21 protein-coding genes are annotated in these 17,846 nt (G+C 71.1%); 10 read left to right on the top strand and 11 right to left on the bottom strand.

The features are described 5' to 3' along the window. The first annotated feature begins 79 nt into the window (after positions 1–79). On the top strand, positions 80–1,378 hold the full coding sequence (locus KBX34_RS02670; RefSeq protein WP_088947311.1) for a cation:proton antiporter: 1,299 nt from the start codon (positions 80–82) through the stop codon (positions 1,376–1,378). Between the two features lie 63 nt (positions 1,379–1,441). Here the strand turns inward: KBX34_RS02670 and KBX34_RS02665 are convergent, their stop codons facing one another. Then, positions 1,442–2,380, bottom strand: coding sequence for an NAD(P)/FAD-dependent oxidoreductase (locus KBX34_RS02665; RefSeq protein WP_210793151.1), 939 nt, complete (start codon positions 2,378–2,380; stop codon positions 1,442–1,444). Between the two features lie 106 nt (positions 2,381–2,486). On the opposite strand from KBX34_RS02665, the gene KBX34_RS02660 reads away from it, so the two are divergent. After that, a complete protein-coding gene (locus KBX34_RS02660) occupies positions 2,487–2,702 on the top strand; it encodes a DUF3072 domain-containing protein (RefSeq protein WP_172861994.1) in 216 nt (71 codons plus the stop codon). Between the two features lie 109 nt (positions 2,703–2,811). Here KBX34_RS02660 and KBX34_RS02655 read toward each other — a convergent pair whose 3' ends face one another. Both KBX34_RS02655 and KBX34_RS02650 read right to left on the bottom strand, forming a co-directional pair. Next, positions 2,812–3,312, bottom strand: coding sequence for a metallophosphoesterase (locus KBX34_RS02655; RefSeq protein ID WP_210923062.1), 501 nt, complete (start codon positions 3,310–3,312; stop codon positions 2,812–2,814). 91 nt (positions 3,313–3,403) lie between these two features. After that, positions 3,404–5,236 (bottom strand): glycoside hydrolase family 15 protein, encoded by a 1,833-nt coding sequence (locus KBX34_RS02650; RefSeq protein ID WP_210923166.1) that lies wholly within the window; start codon positions 5,234–5,236, stop codon positions 3,404–3,406. A gap of 122 nt (positions 5,237–5,358) precedes the next feature. On the opposite strand from KBX34_RS02650, the gene KBX34_RS02645 reads away from it, so the two are divergent. Then, a complete protein-coding gene (locus tag KBX34_RS02645) occupies positions 5,359–5,946 on the top strand; it encodes a general stress protein (protein ID WP_141908734.1) in 588 nt (195 codons plus the stop codon). 44 nt (positions 5,947–5,990) lie between these two features. On the opposite strand, the gene KBX34_RS02640 is transcribed toward KBX34_RS02645, so the two are convergent. Both KBX34_RS02640 and KBX34_RS02635 read right to left on the bottom strand, forming a co-directional pair. Next, positions 5,991–6,578 (bottom strand): DUF1684 domain-containing protein, encoded by a 588-nt coding sequence (locus KBX34_RS02640; RefSeq protein WP_099852079.1) that lies wholly within the window; start codon positions 6,576–6,578, stop codon positions 5,991–5,993. Positions 6,579–6,611: 33 nt separating this feature from the next. Continuing rightward, on the bottom strand, positions 6,612–7,181 hold the full coding sequence (locus KBX34_RS02635) for a TetR/AcrR family transcriptional regulator (RefSeq protein WP_141908733.1): 570 nt from the start codon (positions 7,179–7,181) through the stop codon (positions 6,612–6,614). 60 nt (positions 7,182–7,241) lie between these two features. Between KBX34_RS02635 and KBX34_RS02630 the strand changes: the two genes are divergently transcribed. Beyond that, positions 7,242–7,730 carry an FBP domain-containing protein gene (locus KBX34_RS02630; RefSeq protein WP_210923060.1) on the top strand — a complete coding sequence of 163 codons (489 nt, stop codon included), beginning with the start codon at positions 7,242–7,244 and terminating at the stop codon, positions 7,728–7,730. Here the strand turns inward: KBX34_RS02630 and KBX34_RS02625 are convergent. Further along, positions 7,720–8,265 carry a GNAT family N-acetyltransferase gene (locus KBX34_RS02625; protein ID WP_210923058.1) on the bottom strand — a complete coding sequence of 182 codons (546 nt, stop codon included), beginning with the start codon at positions 8,263–8,265 and terminating at the stop codon, positions 7,720–7,722. The genes KBX34_RS02630 and KBX34_RS02625 overlap by 11 nt on opposite strands. A 158-nt stretch (positions 8,266–8,423) precedes the next feature. On the opposite strand from KBX34_RS02625, the gene KBX34_RS02620 reads away from it, so the two are divergent. Together KBX34_RS02620 and KBX34_RS02615 are read left to right on the top strand one after the other, a co-directional pair. After that, complete coding sequence (locus tag KBX34_RS02620) at positions 8,424–8,906, top strand: MarR family winged helix-turn-helix transcriptional regulator (RefSeq protein ID WP_088951608.1); 483 nt, start codon at positions 8,424–8,426, stop codon at positions 8,904–8,906. A gap of 9 nt (positions 8,907–8,915) precedes the next feature. Then, positions 8,916–9,902: a pirin family protein gene (locus tag KBX34_RS02615; protein ID WP_210793121.1), complete on the top strand. Its 987-nt coding sequence runs from the start codon at positions 8,916–8,918 to the stop codon at positions 9,900–9,902. A 64-nt stretch (positions 9,903–9,966) separates the two neighbouring features. Here the strand turns inward: KBX34_RS02615 and KBX34_RS33960 are convergent, their stop codons facing one another. After that, entirely contained in the window at positions 9,967–10,095 is a 129-nt protein-coding gene (locus KBX34_RS33960; protein ID WP_255508778.1) for a hypothetical protein, read from the bottom strand. A gap of 133 nt (positions 10,096–10,228) precedes the next feature. Here KBX34_RS33960 and KBX34_RS02610 point away from each other — a divergent pair, with 133 nt between their 5' ends. After that, complete coding sequence (locus KBX34_RS02610; protein WP_210793122.1) at positions 10,229–11,818, top strand: phospholipase D-like domain-containing protein; 1,590 nt, start codon at positions 10,229–10,231, stop codon at positions 11,816–11,818. Here the strand turns inward: KBX34_RS02610 and KBX34_RS02605 are convergent. Continuing rightward, positions 11,767–12,522 (bottom strand): hypothetical protein, encoded by a 756-nt coding sequence (locus KBX34_RS02605; protein WP_210923056.1) that lies wholly within the window; start codon positions 12,520–12,522, stop codon positions 11,767–11,769. The two genes, KBX34_RS02610 and KBX34_RS02605, sit on opposite strands and share 52 nt — an antisense overlap. A gap of 375 nt (positions 12,523–12,897) precedes the next feature. On the opposite strand from KBX34_RS02605, the gene KBX34_RS02600 reads away from it, so the two are divergent. After that, positions 12,898–13,722 carry a SigB/SigF/SigG family RNA polymerase sigma factor gene (locus KBX34_RS02600; RefSeq protein WP_088947300.1) on the top strand — a complete coding sequence of 275 codons (825 nt, stop codon included), beginning with the start codon at positions 12,898–12,900 and terminating at the stop codon, positions 13,720–13,722. Between the two features lie 91 nt (positions 13,723–13,813). On the opposite strand, the gene KBX34_RS02595 is transcribed toward KBX34_RS02600, so the two are convergent. Genes KBX34_RS02595 through KBX34_RS02585 form a run of 3 tightly spaced genes read right to left on the bottom strand, consistent with a single transcriptional unit; the run spans position 13,814 to position 16,586 of the window. Beyond that, a complete protein-coding gene (locus KBX34_RS02595) occupies positions 13,814–14,404 on the bottom strand; it encodes a GNAT family N-acetyltransferase (RefSeq protein WP_088947299.1) in 591 nt (196 codons plus the stop codon). Next, positions 14,401–15,912: an APC family permease gene (locus KBX34_RS02590; RefSeq protein ID WP_210923054.1), complete on the bottom strand. Its 1,512-nt coding sequence runs from the start codon at positions 15,910–15,912 to the stop codon at positions 14,401–14,403. Before KBX34_RS02590 ends, KBX34_RS02595 begins: the two co-directional genes overlap by 4 nt. A gap of 47 nt (positions 15,913–15,959) precedes the next feature. Then, positions 15,960–16,586, bottom strand: coding sequence for a GPP34 family phosphoprotein (locus tag KBX34_RS02585; RefSeq protein ID WP_141908727.1), 627 nt, complete (start codon positions 16,584–16,586; stop codon positions 15,960–15,962). A 184-nt stretch (positions 16,587–16,770) separates the two neighbouring features. On the opposite strand from KBX34_RS02585, the gene KBX34_RS02580 reads away from it, so the two are divergent. After that, positions 16,771–17,595 (top strand): helix-turn-helix transcriptional regulator, encoded by an 825-nt coding sequence (locus tag KBX34_RS02580; protein WP_307871313.1) that lies wholly within the window; start codon positions 16,771–16,773, stop codon positions 17,593–17,595. 41 nt (positions 17,596–17,636) lie between these two features. Continuing rightward, on the top strand, positions 17,637–17,837 hold the full coding sequence (locus KBX34_RS02575; RefSeq protein ID WP_088947295.1) for a DUF397 domain-containing protein: 201 nt from the start codon (positions 17,637–17,639) through the stop codon (positions 17,835–17,837). Positions 17,838–17,846 lie beyond the last annotated feature (9 nt).

The following is a 17,846-nucleotide window of genomic DNA, read 5'->3' as shown; positions in this document are numbered from 1 at the left end:
CGCATAGCGACCGGCCCTGCGGGGCATGGTCTGTCACCACCTGCCCGCACCTCGCGGGTGCGGGCTGAAAGGTGGTGCCGTGGAGCCGGTAGATGTGGCGTTCGCGCTGGTGGGCCTCGGCGCTCTGCTCGCGGGCATCCTCCCGCGGGTCTTGGAGCAGCGTCCACTGTCCATGCCGATCGCCTTCCTCGCCCTCGGCATGCTGGTGTTCCTGCTGCCGGTGGGGCTACCGACACCGGATCCGCTGGCCCACCCGGAGTTGACGACCCACCTCACCGAGATCGGGGTGATCGTCGCGCTGATGGGCGCCGGGCTCAAGATTGACCGGCCGTTGAGTTGGCGACGGTGGTCGTCCACCTGGCGGCTGTTGGCGATCGCGATGCCACTGTGCATCGCGGCGGTGGCCCTGCTCGGCTGGTGGTGGGCGGGGTTGGTGCCGGCCGCCGCACTCCTGTTGGGTGCCGCGTTGGCCCCGACCGACCCGGTGCTCGCCGCCGACGTGCAGGTGGGCGAACCGACCGACGTGGAGGATTCCGAGGACGAGGTCCGCTTCGCGTTGACCTCCGAGGCCGGTCTCAACGACGGCCTGGCGTTTCCGTTCGTGTACGCCGCGATCGCCATCGCCTCGACGAGTCTCGCCCCGAGCGACTGGTTCGCCGAGTGGTTCACGGTGGACGTGCTCTGGAAGGTGGGCGTCGGCGTCGGCGGTGGGCTTCTCATCGGTTGGCTGCTGGGCAAGTTGTTCTTCCGCGCGCCCAGCGAGTTGCGGCTGGCCCGCCACGCCGAGGGCTTCCTGGCGCTGGCCGCCACGTTCCTGGCGTACGGGCTGGTGGAGGTGGTCGGCGGGTACGGCTTCCTGGCGGTGTTCGTGGCCGCCCGGGCGATCCGGGCCGCCGAGCGGACCCACGAGTTCCACTCGGTGCTGCACGACTTCGCCGAGCAGGTCGAACGGCTGCTCACCCTCGTGCTGTTGCTGCTGCTCGGCGGCGCGATCGTGGGCGGTCTGCTGACCCCGCTGACCTGGCCGGCGGCCGCCGTCGGGCTGGCACTGGTGTTCCTGATCCGACCGCTGATCGGCTGGTTGTCGCTGCGCGGTGCGCCAGGACGGCCGGCCGAGCACTGGGTCATCTCGTTGTTCGGCATCCGCGGCGTCGGCTCGTTCTACTACCTCGCGTACGCCACCACGAAGGCCGACTTCCCGCAGGCCGAGCTGCTCTGGGCAACCGTCGGGCTGGTGGTGCTCGTCTCCGTGGTGGTGCACGGCATCACGGCGACTCCGGTCATGCAACTGCTGGACCGGGAGGGCGAGCGGACCTCCGACCCCGCCGAACGGCACACCGACGACCCCCGGCCGGTCGCGGCGGCGGGGCACGCCTAGCCCTGCGTCAACGCCCCGGGGCCAGTGTCCTACGACAGCGGCCCCGGGGCCCGGGCATGCCGCTCAGGTCAGGCGGGCGACCAGGGCACGACCGAGGTCCCGGCCGGAGCGCCAGGCGCTCTGCACCCGGGGCTTGCCGAACGCGTCGCCGGCCAGACCGATCCCGTCGGGGTCCAGGTGGTAGGTGTCGCCGCCGGCGTCGCTGGTCGGCTTCGCGTACGTCCAGCGGTGCACGTGCACGTGGGCGGCCTGCTCGGGCAGTCCCAGCAGGTCCCGGACGGCCTGCTCGATGGCCGGGCCGGCCCCGGTGGGTTGGGCCAGATGCCCGGCGGCGAACTCCGGCACGGTGTGCGCGACGAGCACCGGCGCGCCGTCGCCGCGTCGGTCGCCGTCGTCGCAGACGAGGTTGAGGACCGGGTGGTCGTTGACGAACGCGCCCCGGAAGTCCGGCCAGCGGCGGGTCGGGAACCGCAGCACCGCGGCGAGCGTCGGCGACCAGCGTTGCGCCTGCACGAGCTGGGTGGCGGCCGTCAGGGCCGGGTCGAGCAGCAGGGCGGCCTGCGGGCCCGGCATGGCCAGGGCGACCGCCGCGCACGACTCGCCGTCCACTGTCGGCCCGGGCTCCACTGTGAGCACCAGCCTGTCGACGGTGACCGGCACCTCGCTGGCCAGGTGTTCGACCAGGGAGCGCAGCCCACGCGGGGCGGCGAAGCGCATCGGCCCGGGCACCTCCTGGCGGCCGGCCCGGTCGTAGGCCTGGAACGTGTCGGTCCATTCGCGGACCAGCCCGGCGGCGCGCCACTGTTCGACCAGCTCGGCGAAGTCCGGGTCGCTGGCGGTGAAGTACGCGGCGCCGATGTCCGCGGGCCGGCCCTCGAAGCGTTTGCTGGCCATCCGGCCGCCACGGACGTGGCCGCGCTCCCGGACCTGCACCGGCACCCCGGCCCGGGTCAGCTCGACCGCACAGGCCACCCCGGCGATGCCCGCTCCGACCACCACCACGCGCGTTCGGTCCACACTCATCCGGTGATCGTAGGTGGCGGCGGCGGCGCATGAACCACCACCGACGAGGGTACTGGCACACCTGTTCGAAGAAAGGATGATGACAATGACGGACCGCCGCAACGAGCAGGCCGACCAGAATGCCGCGATCAAGGACCCGGACGAATGGGTCACCGGTGACGAGCCGCCCACCGCGGCTCAGGAGTCCTACCTGAACACGCTGGCCCGCGAGGCCAACGCGGATCTTCCGGACGACCTGACCAAGGCAGAGGCGTCCAAGCGCATCGACGAGCTCCAGGCCGAGACGGGCCGGGGCCAGTAGTCACTGGTCGACTCCGCTTCCGCGACCATGGCGTGTCCGCGAGTCCTGGACACCGCGAGATCAGGGAAGCGGAGTCGATCACGCCCCGGACCAGCACCGTGGCCGGCGGTCATCTGCGGGTCAGCCGGTGCAACTCCACCTCGGCCAAGTGGCCGGCACTGATGGTGGCACTGAGGTAGGTGGCGTGCGGTTGCGAGCGCCGGTCGGTGGGTGAGCCGGGGTTGAGCAGCCGCAGCCCGCCGGGCGCCTCGGTGTCCCACGGAATGTGGGAGTGCCCGAAGACCAGGAGGTCGGCATCGGGGAACCGGGCCGCACACCGCTTCTCGCGACCGGTCCGTGGCCCGGTCTCGTGCACCACTGCGACGCGCAGGCCGTCGAGTTCGACCCGGGCCACCTCCGGCAGCCGGGCGCGCAGCGCCGGCCCGTCGTTGTTGCCGTACACCCCGATCAGCCGGCGCGACCGCGCGGTCATCGCGTCGAGCAACGCCTCGTCCACCCAGTCACCGGCGTGTACGACCACGTCCGCCGCCTCGATCGCCGCCCAGAGCGGCCCGGGAAGGTCCCGGGCCCGCTTCGGTACGTGGGTGTCCGCCGTGAGCACCAACCGCATGCAGGCATTCTCCCCCGTGCCGCGGCCGCCCGCCCGGGGACGCGACTGCGTGAACGCATCGAAACCCGGCCAAGCTTTGACGAAGTACGGGTCAGCGACGCGGCGGGGTGAAATGCGCCGGGGGCATCCCACACTCGCGCAACGTCGGGTCCTGCTCGACGTCGGTGAGCACACCGGCGGCATTGATCAGGCCGATGTGTGAGAACGCCTGCGGGAAGTTGCCCAACTGCTCCCCGGTCTGCTGGTCGATCTGCTCGGCGAACAGGCCCAGGTCGTTGACCCGAGCAGCCAGCTCGCGGAACAACGCGTGCGCCCGGTCCCGCTCACCGGCCAACGCCAGACAACTCACCAACCAGAACGAACAGATGACGAAGCCCGCCGGGTCGCCGTCCCAGCGCCGCAGCAGGCCGTCGTGCGACAGCCGCCGCTCCACCGCGCGGACCGTCGAGCGCATCCGCGGGTCATCGGCTCGCAGAAAACCCACCAGCGGCATCACCAGCACCGACGCGTCCAGCTCGTCGGAATCGAAAATCCCGGTGTACGACTGGAGCCGGTCGCTCCACCCCCGCTCGAGGATCGCCGCGCGCACCTCGTCCCGGGCCGCCGTCCAGCGGGCCAGGTCCTGCGGGCCGCCGAGCTGGTCGCCGAAGCGGACCGCCCGGTCCAGTGCGACCCAGCACTCCACCTTGGAGGACACGTGGTGGTGTTGCACTCCACGCTCCTCCCACATCCCGGCGTCCGGCTGTTTCCAGTCCTGCTCGGCCTGATCGGCGAGCACCCGGAGCAGGTGGTAGACGTCCGTGTCGAACGGCTCCAGCTGGTCCCGCATCAGCCAGGCGGCGTCCATGGCCGCGCCGTAGATGTCGTTCTGCCGCTGCCGCCACGCGTCGTTGCCGGTCACCACCGGCGGGCTGTCGCGGTAACCGCCGAGCTGGTCCAGCCGATGCTCGGTGAGGTCCCGCTCCCCCAGGACCCCGTACATGATGGGCACCGGCTGGTCGCTGACCCGGCCCATCGCCCGGCCCAACCAGGCGAACTGCCGCCGCACCTCGTCGAAGCACGCCGACCGCCACAGCGCCCGCAGGGTGTGGCTGAAGTCGCGCACCCAGACGTAGCGGTAGTCGTAGTTGCGGTCCCCGCCGAGCTTCTCCGGCAGCGAGGTGGTCACCGAGGCCACCACCGCGCCGCTGGGCCGGTACGTCATGCCCTGCACCACCAGCCCGCTGCGCCGCACCTCCTCGGCGTAGAGGCCCTGGTAGTCGTGCTCGGCGGCCCAGGACCGCCAGCCGGCGACGGTGTCGGCGATCGTCTGGTCGGCGTCCGGCACCTCCGGCAGTGGGGCGTCGTAGGTCGGGGCGTACCCGAGTGTGAAGTTGTGGGTCGTGCCGGCGCGGACGGTGAACGTCGCTGCGGCATCGCCCTCGTCGCCGCACGTCAACCGCACGCTGCCGCGGAACGTGAGCCGCGCGGCCCCGGCGATGGCCTCGAGCATGTCCTCCCGCTCGACCAGGTACGCGATGGTGCGCCCGTACTCGAAGCGCGGCCGGTAGTGCACCCGCATCGGCACCGCACCGGAGAGTCCCTGCACGCTGCGGACCAGCACCTGTGGCGGGTGCATCCCGATGTCGTGACCTCGCGAGCCGGGCTCGAAGGCGAGCGCGTCGGTGAGCGCGACCTCTCCCTGCGCGGTGCGGAAGACGGTCCGCAGCACCAGGGTGTCCTCCAGGTAGCTGCGTTCGACACTGAAGTCGGCCTCCGGTCGGATCGACCAGTGCCCCGCGTCGTCGTCGAGCAGCCGCCCGAACACCGACGGGGCGTCGAACCGGCCCGGGCACCACCAGTTCACCGAGCCCGCAGCGTCGACCAGCGCCGCGCTGCGGCCGTCGGCGAGGAACCCGTAGTCACTGATCTGTCCGCTCTCCACCTGACTGGCTACCCGGGCCGCCCGCGCACACTCCTCCCGTTCGGGCACGGCACTCACCGTGCTGGCTGGCGTTACCGCTCGGCATGGGCGGGAACCCGGGAAGCTGACGAGGGGGGATGCTCATGACGTCAGCTTCGGGGCCGACCGCCGCATGGCGGCCCGGCGCACAGGGTGGCGACCTGCTTCCAACCGGGCCGGCCGGCCGTTTGGCGACACCGGCCGGTGACGGTCACGGGCCGCAGGCCGGACCGCCAACCGTGACTATCGGCTCGTACCCGGACTATCCGGCCGCACAGCGGGTCGTCGACTATCTGGCCGACAACCGGTTCCCGGTGGAACACAGCGCCATCGTCGGCACCAACCTCACCCTGGTGGAGTCGGTGCTCGGGCGGATGACCACCGGCCGCGCCGGCCTGCTCGGCGCCGGCACCGGTGCCTGGTTCGGTCTCTTCATCGGCCTGCTGTTCGGCATCTTCACCGTCGGCAACTGGCTGGCAGTGATCCTGGTCGGGCTGGTCATCGGTGCGATCTGGGGCGCCGTGTTCGGCGCTGTCGCACACGCGATGACGGGCGGGCAGCGTGACTTCACCTCGGCCAGCTCACTGCGGGCCGGCCAGTACGCGGTGACGGTCGACGCGCAGTTCGCCGACCAGGCCCGCCAGTTGCTGGGCCGGATGCAGATGCCCAACCCGGCCGCGAACAACCGCTGAGCGACGATCGACCGGCCGTCCCGGCAGTACGCCGGGGCGGCCGTTCAGTCGTGGTACGTCAACTCGCCGGCGCGGATGTCGACCTCGACGCGGTTCTCCGGCGGTGCCAGTGGGCAGGCCCAGCGGTCGTCGTAGGCACAGCTCGGGTTGTAGAGGTAGTTGCCGTCCAGCCGGACGCGGTCGCCGGGCAGCAGCTCGACGCCTCGGCCGAAGGTCCCCTTCACCGTGTCGGTGAGGTAGCGGCCTCCCCCGTAGGTGTCCCGCCCGCAGGTGCCGTCCCGTAGCGGCACGAACAGGCCGCCGCCGTACGCCTCGATCCACCACAGGGTCAGCGGCCCCCACGGTGTCTCGGCCACCGCGACCCGTCGGTACGCGACCACCCCGTCCGGACCGCCGGTGTCGATCCGCAGCTCTCCGCTGGCCGCCCGCAGCGGCGCCTCCACCACGGCGTCGGGGTTGGGCGGGAAATAGCGCACCCCGGAGAAGCCGACCCGTTCCGCTGGTGGGATCGGGCTCTGCGGGTGGGTCGCGAAGAGTTCGTCGCGCCCCGCCCGGAACCCGGTCAGGTCGACGTCGGACAGGTACAGCCGGGCGACCCGCTCCCGCCAGTCGGCCAGCTCCAGATCATCCACGCCACCGAGCCTATGCCGTCACGCGGCGGCACTTCAGCGTGGCGGCCAGTTGGTCAGGACGGCGTCGAGGGCGTCCAACGTCCGGGACCACGAGTCGTCCGTCGGACGCGGGGTGTGCCGGAAGCCGCCGGTCTGCTCCAGGCTGACGAACCCGTGGAACGTGCTGTGCATCATCCGTACCGCGTCGGTCTGGTCCGGCTCGGAGAGCCGGTAGCCGCGCAGGATGGCCCGGGTCATCTCGGCGTGCCGGACACCGGCGCTCGCAGCGGCCGTCTCCGGGTCGAGGTCGATCTGCATCGCGGCGTACCGACCGGGGTGCTGCCTCGCGTAGTCCCGGTAGGCGTTGGCGAAGGCCACCAGCGCGTCCTTGCCGGCCCGGCCGGCGAGTGCGGTGGCTACCCGGTCGGCCAGCTCCGCCAGGGCCAGCAGGGCGATCCGGACCCGCAGGTCCCGCCCGTTCCTGATGTGGAAGTACAGGCTCGCGTCCTTGACCCCGAAGTGGCGTGCGAGCGCGGCAACGGTCACGTTCTCCACGCCCACCTCGTCGGCCAGGTCGGCCGCGACCAGGGTCAGGCGCTCGGCGGTAACCCCTGCACGTGCCATGCACCACACCCCAAACCTAGCTGCAATAATCGTTTGCCTAGGAGAGCTAGGGTACTACCTATGTTAGAGCCGACCGAATCCGCCATCCGCAAATCCTTCGTCAACTGCACCCAGGGTGAGGCGAAGCGGATGGCCGTACCGAACGATCTCGGGACGCGCCCCTGGGACGACCTCGACTTCTTCGGCTGGCGGGACCAGGCCGCACCGCAGCGGGCCTACCTGCTCGCCGAGCCCGACGGCAGGCTCGTCGGCGTGGCGCTGCGGGCGGCGACGCACCAGATCGGGCGCGTGCGGCGCAGCATGTGCTCGCTCTGCCTGACCACACACCTCGGCGACGGCGTCTCGTTGATGACCGCCCGTAAGGCCGGGCCGGGTGGGCGGCAGGGCGACTCCGTGGGCACGTACATGTGCTCCGACCTGGCCTGCTCGCTCTACGTGCGGAAGAAGAAGCACGCCGGGCCGCCGATGCCCGACCCGCTGCCCCTGCCGGAGAGGATCGACCACGTCCGGGCCGCCCTCGCGGCGTTCCTGCGCAAGGTCAACGAGTGATCTGAGGGTCGGTGGCCAGGCGGGCGTGCAGGTGCTCGTCGTAGCGGCGGCCGTCGCCGTAACGGTACGACTCGCGCAGCGTCCCCTCGGCCGCGTAGCCGGCCCGGTCCGCGACGCGGCAGGAGGCCGGGTTGGCGACCGCGTGGCACAGCTCCACCCGGTGCAGCCGCAGGTCGGTGAACGCCCAGTCGGTGAGCCGGACGACGGCCCGCACCGCAACCTGACGCCCTCGCGCCGCGGGCATCGTCCAGTAACCGATGGACGCGTCTCCGTCGCGGATGTGGTGCAGTGACACCGAGCCCAGCAGTTCGCCGTCGGTCGCGGCGGTCACCGCCATCGAGACATGGCCACCGGTGGACCAGTCGGCCCGGCGGCGAATCCAGAGCAGCGCGACCTCATCATCGATCGGGTCGCCGCCCTGCGGGTTCCACTGGGCGATCGCCGGGTCGCGCAGGGCGTCGCGGACCGCCGGGGCGTCCTCATCCCGCCAGGGGCGCAGCAACAGGTCGGCGGCGGTGAGTTGCACGTGTTCCACGAGGCCGGAGTCTGGCACATCACGTCACCACCGCGCCGCCGGTTTAGCGTCAGCTTCCTTCAAAGCTGCACAACCGGGTGCCCACACGGCCGAGAACGTGATCCAGGAGACGCCTTGCGGCACTAGTTAAATTTTGAAGGAGTGCTATCGTCATGGGCATGACCGAGAGCCTGGACAGCACCCGAGAGGCCGCCTGGCGCGCCTACATCGAGGCCAGCCAGCGTCTCTACACGCAGCTGGAAGAGGACCTGCGCGCCGAGAGCGATCTCAGCTTCGCCGACTACCACGTGCTGGTCCTGCTCTCGGAGGCACCGGGGCAGCGGCTGCGGATGGGTGAGCTGGCCAGCCGGCTCATCTTCTCGCCCAGCCGGCTGACCTACCAGATCTCCTCCATGCAGCGCCGGGGCATGGTCAGCAAGGAGCCCTGCCCGGACGACCGACGCGGCAGCGAGGCGGTCCTCACCGCCGCCGGGCTGCTCGCCCTGCGGGATGCCGCACCCCACCATCTGGCGTCGGTGCGCACCTACCTGATGGACGACCTCGACGACGCCGAGGTCGCCTGCCTCACCCGGGTCTTCGGCCGGATCGGTGACCGCCTGCGGGCGTCCCGGGCCGGCTCGACCACCCACGCCACGAGCTAGGAGCCCTCGATGCCCGCGATCACCGTTGACAACGTCCTCGTCCTTCCCCGCCTGCCCCGGCTGGAGGGGTCCACCACCTTCCGCCCGGTGCGCAAGGTGACCACCGCGCCCACCGGCTTCGAGGGTGAGGGCTTCCCGGTCCGTCGCGCCTTCGCCGGGGTGTCGACCACCGACCTGGACCCGTTCATCCACCTCGACCAGATGGGCGAGGTCGACTACGCGCCGGGCGAGCCGAAGGGCACCCCCTGGCACCCGCACCGCGGCTTCGAGACCGTCACCTACATCATCGACGGGGTCTTCGACCACCAGGACTCGAACGGCGGCGGTGGCACCATCACCGACGGCGACACGCAGTGGATGACGGCGGGCAGCGGGCTGCTGCACATCGAGGCGCCGCCGGAGCACCTGGTGATGAGCGGCGGGCTGTTCCACGGCACCCAGCTCTGGGTCAACCTGCCCCGCTCGGCCAAGATGAACCCGCCCCGCTACCAGGACATCCGTGGTCGGGAGTCGGCGCTGCTCACCACGCCCGACGGCGGTGCGCTGATCCGGGTCATCGCCGGCGAGGTCGCCGGGCACCGGGGCCCGGGGTCGACCTTCACCCCGATCACCATCACGCACGTCACTGTGCAGCCGGGGGCGCAGGTCGACCTGCCCTGGCAGCCCGACTTCAACGCCCTGGTGTACGTGCTGGGTGGTCGTGGCACGGTCGGCACCGACCGGCGGCCGGTGCGTACCGGTCAGCTCGCGGTGCACGGCCCGGGTGACGCGCTGCGGTTCAGCGCCGACACCACGCAGGACAGCAACACCCCCGCGCTGGACCTCTACATCATGGGCGGCCAGCCGATCCGGGAGCCGGTGGCACAGTACGGCCCGTTCGTGATGAACACCCGGGACGAGCTGCTCCAGGCATTCGAGGACTTCCAGGCCGGCCGGCTCGGCGTGATCCCCACCGAGCGACTGCCGCACACCGGCGGTCAGGGCACCCGGCCCTGACCCCGCGTCACCACTGAGATCGGCGCCGACGCCCCCGGTTCACCACGGGAGCGCCGGCGCCGCCTCAGGAGACCGCAAAAATCCCAGCGACGCCCAGAATCACCATCACCAACACCGCTACCAGCGCACCCCGCTCGCTCTCCACCGCCGGCTCGCGGTACTCGGTCACGGGATTCGTCGTGTCGCGGGGCATGGTGTGGCCTCCTCGGCTGTTGTCACGTCGCTTCCGATGGCGTTGACCAGGGGCCGGTCTGCCGGCCCGGCATGCGGACCCGCGTCGGGGGTCCTACCGTGAGGACGTTGCCGACCTCCAGGGGGGCTGGACGTTGCCGTTGCAGGACTGGTTCCTCACCGCTGAGGAACGCGCCAACCCGGTGTCTGGGTTACCCGTCTGGACCAGGGGAAACCTCGCCGAGCCGTTGATTCACGGCGCCGCTTACTTCGACCGGCTGGTCGATGAGGTGGAGGCTCTCGGCCCCGGCGACCACCTGTTCTTCACCGACTGGCGGGGCGACCCGGACCAGCGGCTGCGCCCGGACGGCCCGACCGTGGCCCAGCTCTTCGCCCAGGCCGCCCAACGCGGTGTGGTGGTCAAGGGGCTGATCTGGCGCTCACACCTCGACGTGCTGGCCTACAGCGAGGCGGAGAACCGCGACCTCAGCGAGACGATCTCGGCAGCCGGCGGCGAGGTGCTGCTCGACCAGCGGGTCCGGCGCGGCGGGTCGCACCACCAGAAGCTCGTGGTGCTGCGACACCAGGGCGCACCGGAACGGGACATCGCGTTCGCTGGCGGCATCGACCTGTGCCACAGCCGCCGCGACGACGCCGATCATCATGGCGACCCGCAGCCGGTGCAGATGTCCCCCCGCTACGGGCCCAACCCGCCCTGGCACGACGTGCAGCTCGCGGTGCGGGGTCCGGTGGTGGGCGCTCTGGACACCCTGTTCCGGGAACGCTGGACCGATCCGATGCCACTGGACTCGGAGAACCCGATGGCCTACCTGCGGGATCGGCTGCGCGGTGCCGACCTCCGCCCTGACCCGCTGCCCGAGCAACCGGCCGACCCGCCGCCGTGCGGTCCGCACCAGATCCAGGTGCTGCGCACCTACCCCGCCGTCCGCCCGCGTTACTCGTTCGCGCCCGACGGCGAACGGACCGTGGCCCGGGGTTACACCAAGGCGGTACGCCGCGCCCGCCGGCTCATCTACCTGGAGGACCAGTACCTCTGGTCCGCCGAGGTCGCGGATCTGTTCGCGCACGCCCTGCGGGACAACCCGGAGCTGCACCTGGTCGCCGTGGTGCCCCGCCACCCGGACGTGGACGGCAGGCTGGCGCTGCCACCGAACATGGTCGGGCGGGAGCAGGCGCTGTCGCTGTGCGAACGGGCCGCACCGGACCGGGTGCACGTGTTCGACGTCGAGAACCACGCCGGCGACCCGGTCTACGTGCACGCGAAGGTGTGCGTCATCGATGACGTCTGGGCCAGCGTGGGCAGCGACAACTTCAACCGCCGGTCCTGGACGCACGACAGCGAGCTGTCCTGCGCGGTGCTCGACGACACCCGCGACCAGCGGGAGCCCACCGACCCGGCCGGCCAGGGCGACGGTGCGCGGACCTATGCCCGGGACCTGCGGCTGCGGCTCTGGCGCGAGCACCTGGACCGTGACCCGGCCGGCGCGGACGACACCGACCTGCTCGACCCGGCCGACGCGGTCGCGGCTGTCACGGCCGCCGCCGACGCACTCCAGCGGTGGTACGACGACGGCCAGGTGGGCGAGCGACCGCCCGGACGGCTGCGCCCGCACCGCCCCGAGCGGTTGCCCTGGTTCACCCGGGCCTGGGCGTTGCCGGTGTACCGGCTGGTCTACGACCCGGACGGCAGGCCACTGCGGGCGAGGCTGGCCGGCACGTGGTGAACCGCTCGGGCCGGCTCCGGCGCCGTGGCGACGGTCGGGTGCACGCTCAGCCCACCGGGGTAGGCGAACGAGGAGCGCGGCGAGTAGTAGCCGAAGCCGATGGTCAGTGGGTTGTCCGGGCGGAGCGCGTACGTCGGGTGCCCCGGCTGGAGGAACTCCACTGACTCGATCTCGAACGGGGCGACCGGCTCGGCGATGAACGGGTAGACCGAGCTGAGGAGCTGGCCGTCCCGACGGGTGAAGTAGCGGTGGTGCCCACTGCTGATCGCGTGGCCGGTCTCCCCCACCCGGCACCGTGCCCGGATCAACGGCGTCCGGTCGATCGTCGTCTCGGAGAGCAGCTCCTCACCGCTCACCTCGATCCGGGTGCGGCCGGTGAGCACCGGGGCACCGCGGGCGGCAGCGTACTCACGGACCAGGCGACTGGAGGCCACGTACTGCGTCCACCAGCCGCCCGGGCTGAGGCCGTCGGGGGCGTCGACGCCCAGCAGTGAGACGCCGAGGTAGGTCAGCGTGTACGCGCCGAAGCCGGAGGTCTGCGTCTCGTCTTCGACGATGTACTGGTTGAGGAACACCTGGCGGTCGGGGCGGGGGCAGAGGCCGGGCGGGACCAGTGCGGCGACCGCGTCCGGGTCCGCCGGCAGCCAGCTGAAGTAGAGCGTGCGACTGTTCACGACGAGCTGGGGAGCGGCTGGATCGAGCACGGTGCCTCCGAACCGGGTGTGTACACCGACGCTACGGCCGGTCCCACCGGCGGGACAAGGACGGATAGTCGACACTGCTGCCCCATTGTCGGATTTCATGTTGACCGCTCGGCGCGGGCCGAGGGCCGTTCGATCGAAACCGAGGGATGACCGGGCGGCAAGGCATGGCCGGAAAATGGGTAAGGACCCTCACAGTCCTCTCAACTTCCGCCGCGTTCGCCCCTTTTGTGGTTCGACACACCTTAAGTACATCAGCCTTTCGGCTAGATTTCCGCGAGACGATCAGGTTAAGGTGGGTCCCGAACGGCCCACAGGAAGCTAAACCAAAGCGTCACACCTTTTTTGTCCGCGGACGAGGTGCAGGGAGGACCACCCATGACCGCTTCAACGATCACCGAGCAGCCGAACACCGCTGCCAAGGCGAGCACCAAGCTTGACCCGCGCGCCCTCACCGACAGTGCCGCCGACCTGCTGAACGCCATGGCCGCGCTGCCCGCCAACCACCCGTCGCGTGCCGCCCTGCGCGACCGCGCGATCGAGGCCTGGCTGCCGCTGGCCAACCACCTGGCCCACCGCTACAGCGGGCGTGGCGAGCCGACCGACGACCTGGCCCAGACCGCCGCGGTCGGCCTGATCAAGGCCATCGACAAGTTCGACCCCTCCCGCGGCGTCGACTTCGCCGGCTACGCGATCCCCACCATCATCGGCGAGCTCAAGCGGCACTTCCGGGACCGCACCTGGGACATCCGCGTGCCCCGCCGGCTCCAGGAGCTGCGTCTGGCCATCTCCGACGCCAACAGCTCGCTGCTGCAGACCCTCGGCCGCTCGCCGACGGTCGCCGACATCGCCGCCCACCTCAAGCTCACCGAGGAAGAGGTGCTGGAGGGCCTGGAGGGCGCCCGCGCGTACAACGCGGTGTCGCTGTCCACCCCGACCGGCGACGGCGAGCGCGCGACCGAGCTGGGCGACATGCTGGGCGGCGAGGACAGCGAGTTCGAGCTGGCCGAGCTGCGGGTCGCCCTCGGCCCGGCACTGGCCACCCTCGACGAGCGCGAGCAGAAGATCCTCACGCTGCGCTTCTACGGCAACCTGACCCAGTCGCAGATCGCCGACCAGATCGGCGTCTCGCAGATGCACGTCTCGCGACTGCTGACCCGGGCGCTGACCAAGCTGCGCGGTCAGCTCGACGGCACGTACTGATCAGTCCACGACAGGAGGGCCGGGTCCATTGGACCCGGCCCTCCTCCGTGTCCGCATTGTCACGCGAGCGTGACAGCGCGGACCGGTCCGGTCAGCGGCTGACCGGCTCCCGCCACATCGGCCAGAACGGCGTGCCGTCGGGCACCCGGAACGGCTCCCCGGCCAGGTAGCCGTTCTTCGCGTACAGGTCCCGGCTGCGCGGGCTGCTCGCCTCCAGGTACGCCGGCATCGCGTTGGCGTCCAGCCAGGCGTGGTGGTGCCGCATCAACGCGGTGCCCAGCCCCTGACCCTGCCGGCCCGGCTGGGTCGCCAGGAAGGCCAGGTGGTGGTGCTCCGGATGCGGGTGGTGCGCGGCGAACAGCTCGTCGAGATGCTGGAACCGGTCGGTCCACTCGCCGCAGGCGGCAGCCAGCCGGGCGTCGTAGTCCACCGGCGGCGGAGCCGGCTCGCCGACCGACGGGAACCACACCGCGACGGCGGCCCGGTCCTCGGTGGCGTGGACGAAGCCGTGCCGCATGGCGTGCCCGACCAGGATCTCGAAGTCCCCGGCCAGCACGGCCTCCCGCTTGCTCGGGTCGGGCACCAGCCAGCGCGTCACCTCCAGGACGGTGAACGCCTCGGCGATCCGGCCGGCCACCAGGCTGGTCTCGTCGGGTCCGAGTTGCTCGATGACGATGCTCATCGGTTCACCTCCACGCTGGCCGGCGCCTCTGGCTTGACCGCAGCGGCAGCGCTCGCCGCTCCGAGGCCGATCCGGGCGTACGTGTCCGGACGGCGACGGCGCAGCACCAGCGCCCAGTTGATGCCCAGGACGGCCACCACCGGGAACACGGCGGGCGCTAGCCAGCGCAGGGGGGAGTCCGGCGCGACGCCGAGCAGGTTGGCGAAGTTCGACACGGCCAGCCAGATGATCACGAAGAGCGCGAGGGTGGCCAGGACGGGTGCGATGACCCGCCGCCACAGCGTCTCGTCGCCGCCGGAACGGGCGAAGTAGGCGATCACCGCCACCGAGGTGGTGGCGATCAGCAGCAGCACGCCGAAGCCGCCGGTGGTGCCAACCCAGAAGAACAGCTTGACAACCGGATCCCAGCCGTTGACCGCGTACAGCAGGATGACCAGCAGGCCGAACACGCTCTGCGCCACCGAGGCGGCCTGTGGCGCGCCGCTGCGCGGCGAGGTCCGTCCGAACACCGCAGGCAGCACCCGCTCCCGACCGAGTGCGAACGCGTAGCGGGCCGTGGTGTTGTGGAAGGAGATCATCGCGGCCAGCACCGAGGTCAGGAAGAGCACCTGGCCGATGGTGACCGCGGTGTCACCGAGGTGCGCGGCGGCCAGGTTGAAGATCAGCCCGACGCTCTGCTCGCCGGCCTCGCTGACGATCTGATCCGGTCCGACGGCGACCGCCATGGTCCAGGAGGAGAGCGCGTACAGCGCGGCGACGATCACCACCGAGAGGTACGTGGCCAGCGGCACCGTCCGCTTCGGGTCCTTGCTCTCCTCGCTGAACACCACGGCGGACTCGAAGCCGACGAACCCGAGGACGGCCAGCACCAGCACCGCGCCGACCCCGGGCACGAAGAGGTTGTCGGGCGCGAACCCGGCGAAGCTGACCTCGCCGCCGGCCGGGTTGCCGAGCTGGCCCAGGTCGAAGATCAGGACGACCACGATCTCGGCGACCAGCAGCGCCGCCAGCACCCGGCCGTTGATGTCCACCCGCAGCAGGCCGAGTACGCCGACCAGTGCCCACGCCACCAGGGCGACGATCGACCAGTGCGGGTGCCCGCCGAAGATCCGGTCGAGCACCGGCTCGGCCGCCACGCCGATGGTGCCGTACAGCCCGACCTGGAGCGCGTTGTACGCGGTCAGCGCTACCCAGGCCGCAGCCACGCCGGCCGGTCGGCCCAGACCTCGGGAGACGTAGGCGTAGAAGGCGCCGGCGTTCTCCACCCGACGGGACATCGCCACGTAGCCCACCGAGAACAGCGCGAGCACCGCGGCGACCAGCAGGAAGGCCAGCGGGATGCCGGTCACGCCGATGACGCCGTAGCCGGTGGTGACGACGCCGGCCACCACGGTCAACGGCGCGGCGGCGGAGAGCACGAAGAAGATCACCGAGGGGATGCCGAGGCGGCCTCGGGCCAGAGATTCGGAGACGTTGCTGGGTCGGTCGACTGTCGATGTCGGTCGCATACGACTACTCCGGTTGTCGAGGGAGGGGTAGGGGGTTACCGGGGGGATCAGGGGAGGCCGCGCAGCACGGCGGCGCCGACGGCGGCCTCGGTGTGCCCGACGAGCTCCTTGAGGGGTGCCGGCAGCGCGGGGATGAGGACGTTCAGGCGGTGGTGGGCGCGCGGGCCGGCGCTCCACAGCACCTCGCGGGTCAGCCCCGTCGCCACGACCAGGCCGAGCAGCAGAGCATCCGGCACGCTTGGCGGGTCCGGCCGTTCCAGCAGGGCCCGCAGCCGGGTGGCCGGCCAGGCCACCGCGTTGAGGTCGATCGGCAGGTAGCTGACCGAGGTACGCAGCAGCCGACGGCTCTCCTGGCGGCGCAGCACGCCGGCGCGGGCCAGCCGCTCCCCCACCGAGGTGGTCGCGCTCTGGGCCAGGAAGCTGAGCCAGATGCGCAGCTCCTGGTGCTGGGACTCGCCGATCAGCTGGTCGAGCACGGTGTGCGCCAGCGCGTCAGCCGGCGGACGGCGGTCGATGACGGTGACCCGGCCGTCGGAGACGGTGATGTGTCCATAGAGGAGCAGCTCGCCGAGCAGCCCGGCGGCCAGCCCGAGCCCGGTCGCCGCCGGGTGCAGCTTGGCCTTGCCACGACTGTCGTTGTGTGCGATCAGGAAGAACTCGTCGGCGCTGAGCAACGGTCCTCCCCGCACAGGTGTGTCCACAGTGATCGCGACCGGGAAAGGATGCACCGACTGCTACTGCAACGCAACTCCCAGATTTGAAAGTTGCACTCCGTGCAGGCGCGACCTGCGGATCTTGTTCTGTCAGACTCGGACTGTGACCGCCGCTCCCCCCACCCGATCCGCCACCAGCCCGACCGTGCGCCGCCGACGCATCGCCAGGGAGCTTCGCCAGCTCCGGGAACGCGCGGGTATGACCCTCGACGTGGCGGCCCGTCAGCTCGACATGTCGAAGAGCAATCTCTCCCGCATCGAGACCGCCCAGATCGGCATCAAACCGCGCGACGTCCGGGCGGCACTCGCGCTCTACCAGGTGACCGGCTCCGACGCGGAGGCACTGATCGAGATCGCCCGAGGCGCACAGCAACGCGGCTGGTGGCAGAACTACAGCGACGTGCTGCCCGAGTGGTTCGAGTTCTACGTCGGGCTGGAGGCCGAGGCGGCGACGCTGCGCACGTACGAGGCCGAGTCGGTGCCCGGGCTGCTGCAGACCGAGGCGTACGCACGGGAGATCTTCCGGCGCACCGCCGGCGAGGACGGCCTGGAGCGCAAGATCGCCGCCCGGCTACGTCGACAGGAGGTGCTGCGTCACGAGGATCCGGTCCATCTCTCGGTGGTGCTCAACGAGGCGGTGCTGCTGCGCCCGGTCGGCGGCGCAACGGTGATGGCCGAACAACTGGTCCACATGACGCGGATCGCGCAGTTACCCAACGTGACAATCCAGGTACTTCCATTCGCGACTGGCGGCCATCCCGCGATGAGCACCCCGTACGTGATCCTCAACTTCGCCGATGCCGCCGACGCCTCGGTGGTTTACCTGGATAACCTCACGATGGGACTGGCTCTGGAGGATGGCGATCATGTGCTCGGGTATAGCCTTCTGCACGAGGAGCTGTGCCGGATGGCGCTCGATCCGACGGCGTCACTGACCCGTCTTGAGCATGCTTCTCGTAACTTTGCGTGACCGCTTCTGCGGCACGCCGACGCAGACGAGAGGTATCCCGGATGACCGCGCACGACCTGACCCGAGCGGACTGGCGCACCAGCACGCGCAGCAGTGGCAACGGCAACTGCGTGGAGGTCGCGACAGCCGACGGTCAGGTCGCCGTACGCGACAGCAAGGACCGCTCCGGCCCGGTGCTCGCCTTCGGGCCGTCGGCCTGGCGGGCCTTCGTGGGGGGCGTCGGCGAGGTCCGTCGGCGTTGAGGCAGCCAC

Source organism: Micromonospora sp. M61, assembly GCF_018070245.1.
Lineage (GTDB): Bacteria > Actinomycetota > Actinomycetes > Mycobacteriales > Micromonosporaceae > Micromonospora > Micromonospora zamorensis.
Note: the sequence above shows the minus strand (reverse complement) of the source record. Positions and strands in the feature narration are given on the sequence as shown.

Bases quoted from the DNA above. Each gene is read 5' to 3' on its own strand.
- KBX34_RS02660 (WP_172861994.1), top strand. From the start codon at position 2,487: ATGACGGACCGCCGCAACGAGCAGGCCGACCAGAATGCCGCGATCAAG.
- KBX34_RS02655 (WP_210923062.1), bottom strand. From the start codon at position 3,312: ATGCGGTTGGTGCTCACGGCGGACACCCACGTACCGAAGCGGGCCCGG.
- KBX34_RS02645 (WP_141908734.1), top strand. From the start codon at position 5,359: ATGACGTCAGCTTCGGGGCCGACCGCCGCATGGCGGCCCGGCGCACAG.
- KBX34_RS02635 (WP_141908733.1), bottom strand. From the start codon at position 7,181: ATGGCACGTGCAGGGGTTACCGCCGAGCGCCTGACCCTGGTCGCGGCC.
- KBX34_RS02630 (WP_210923060.1), top strand. From the start codon at position 7,242: ATGTTAGAGCCGACCGAATCCGCCATCCGCAAATCCTTCGTCAACTGC.
- KBX34_RS02620 (WP_088951608.1), top strand. From the start codon at position 8,424: ATGACCGAGAGCCTGGACAGCACCCGAGAGGCCGCCTGGCGCGCCTAC.
- KBX34_RS02615 (WP_210793121.1), top strand. From the start codon at position 8,916: ATGCCCGCGATCACCGTTGACAACGTCCTCGTCCTTCCCCGCCTGCCC.
- KBX34_RS33960 (WP_255508778.1), bottom strand. From the start codon at position 10,095: ATGCCCCGCGACACGACGAATCCCGTGACCGAGTACCGCGAGCCGGCG.
- KBX34_RS02600 (WP_088947300.1), top strand. From the start codon at position 12,898: ATGACCGCTTCAACGATCACCGAGCAGCCGAACACCGCTGCCAAGGCG.
- KBX34_RS02595 (WP_088947299.1), bottom strand. From the start codon at position 14,404: ATGAGCATCGTCATCGAGCAACTCGGACCCGACGAGACCAGCCTGGTG.
- KBX34_RS02590 (WP_210923054.1), bottom strand. From the start codon at position 15,912: ATGCGACCGACATCGACAGTCGACCGACCCAGCAACGTCTCCGAATCT.
- KBX34_RS02575 (WP_088947295.1), top strand. From the start codon at position 17,637: ATGACCGCGCACGACCTGACCCGAGCGGACTGGCGCACCAGCACGCGC.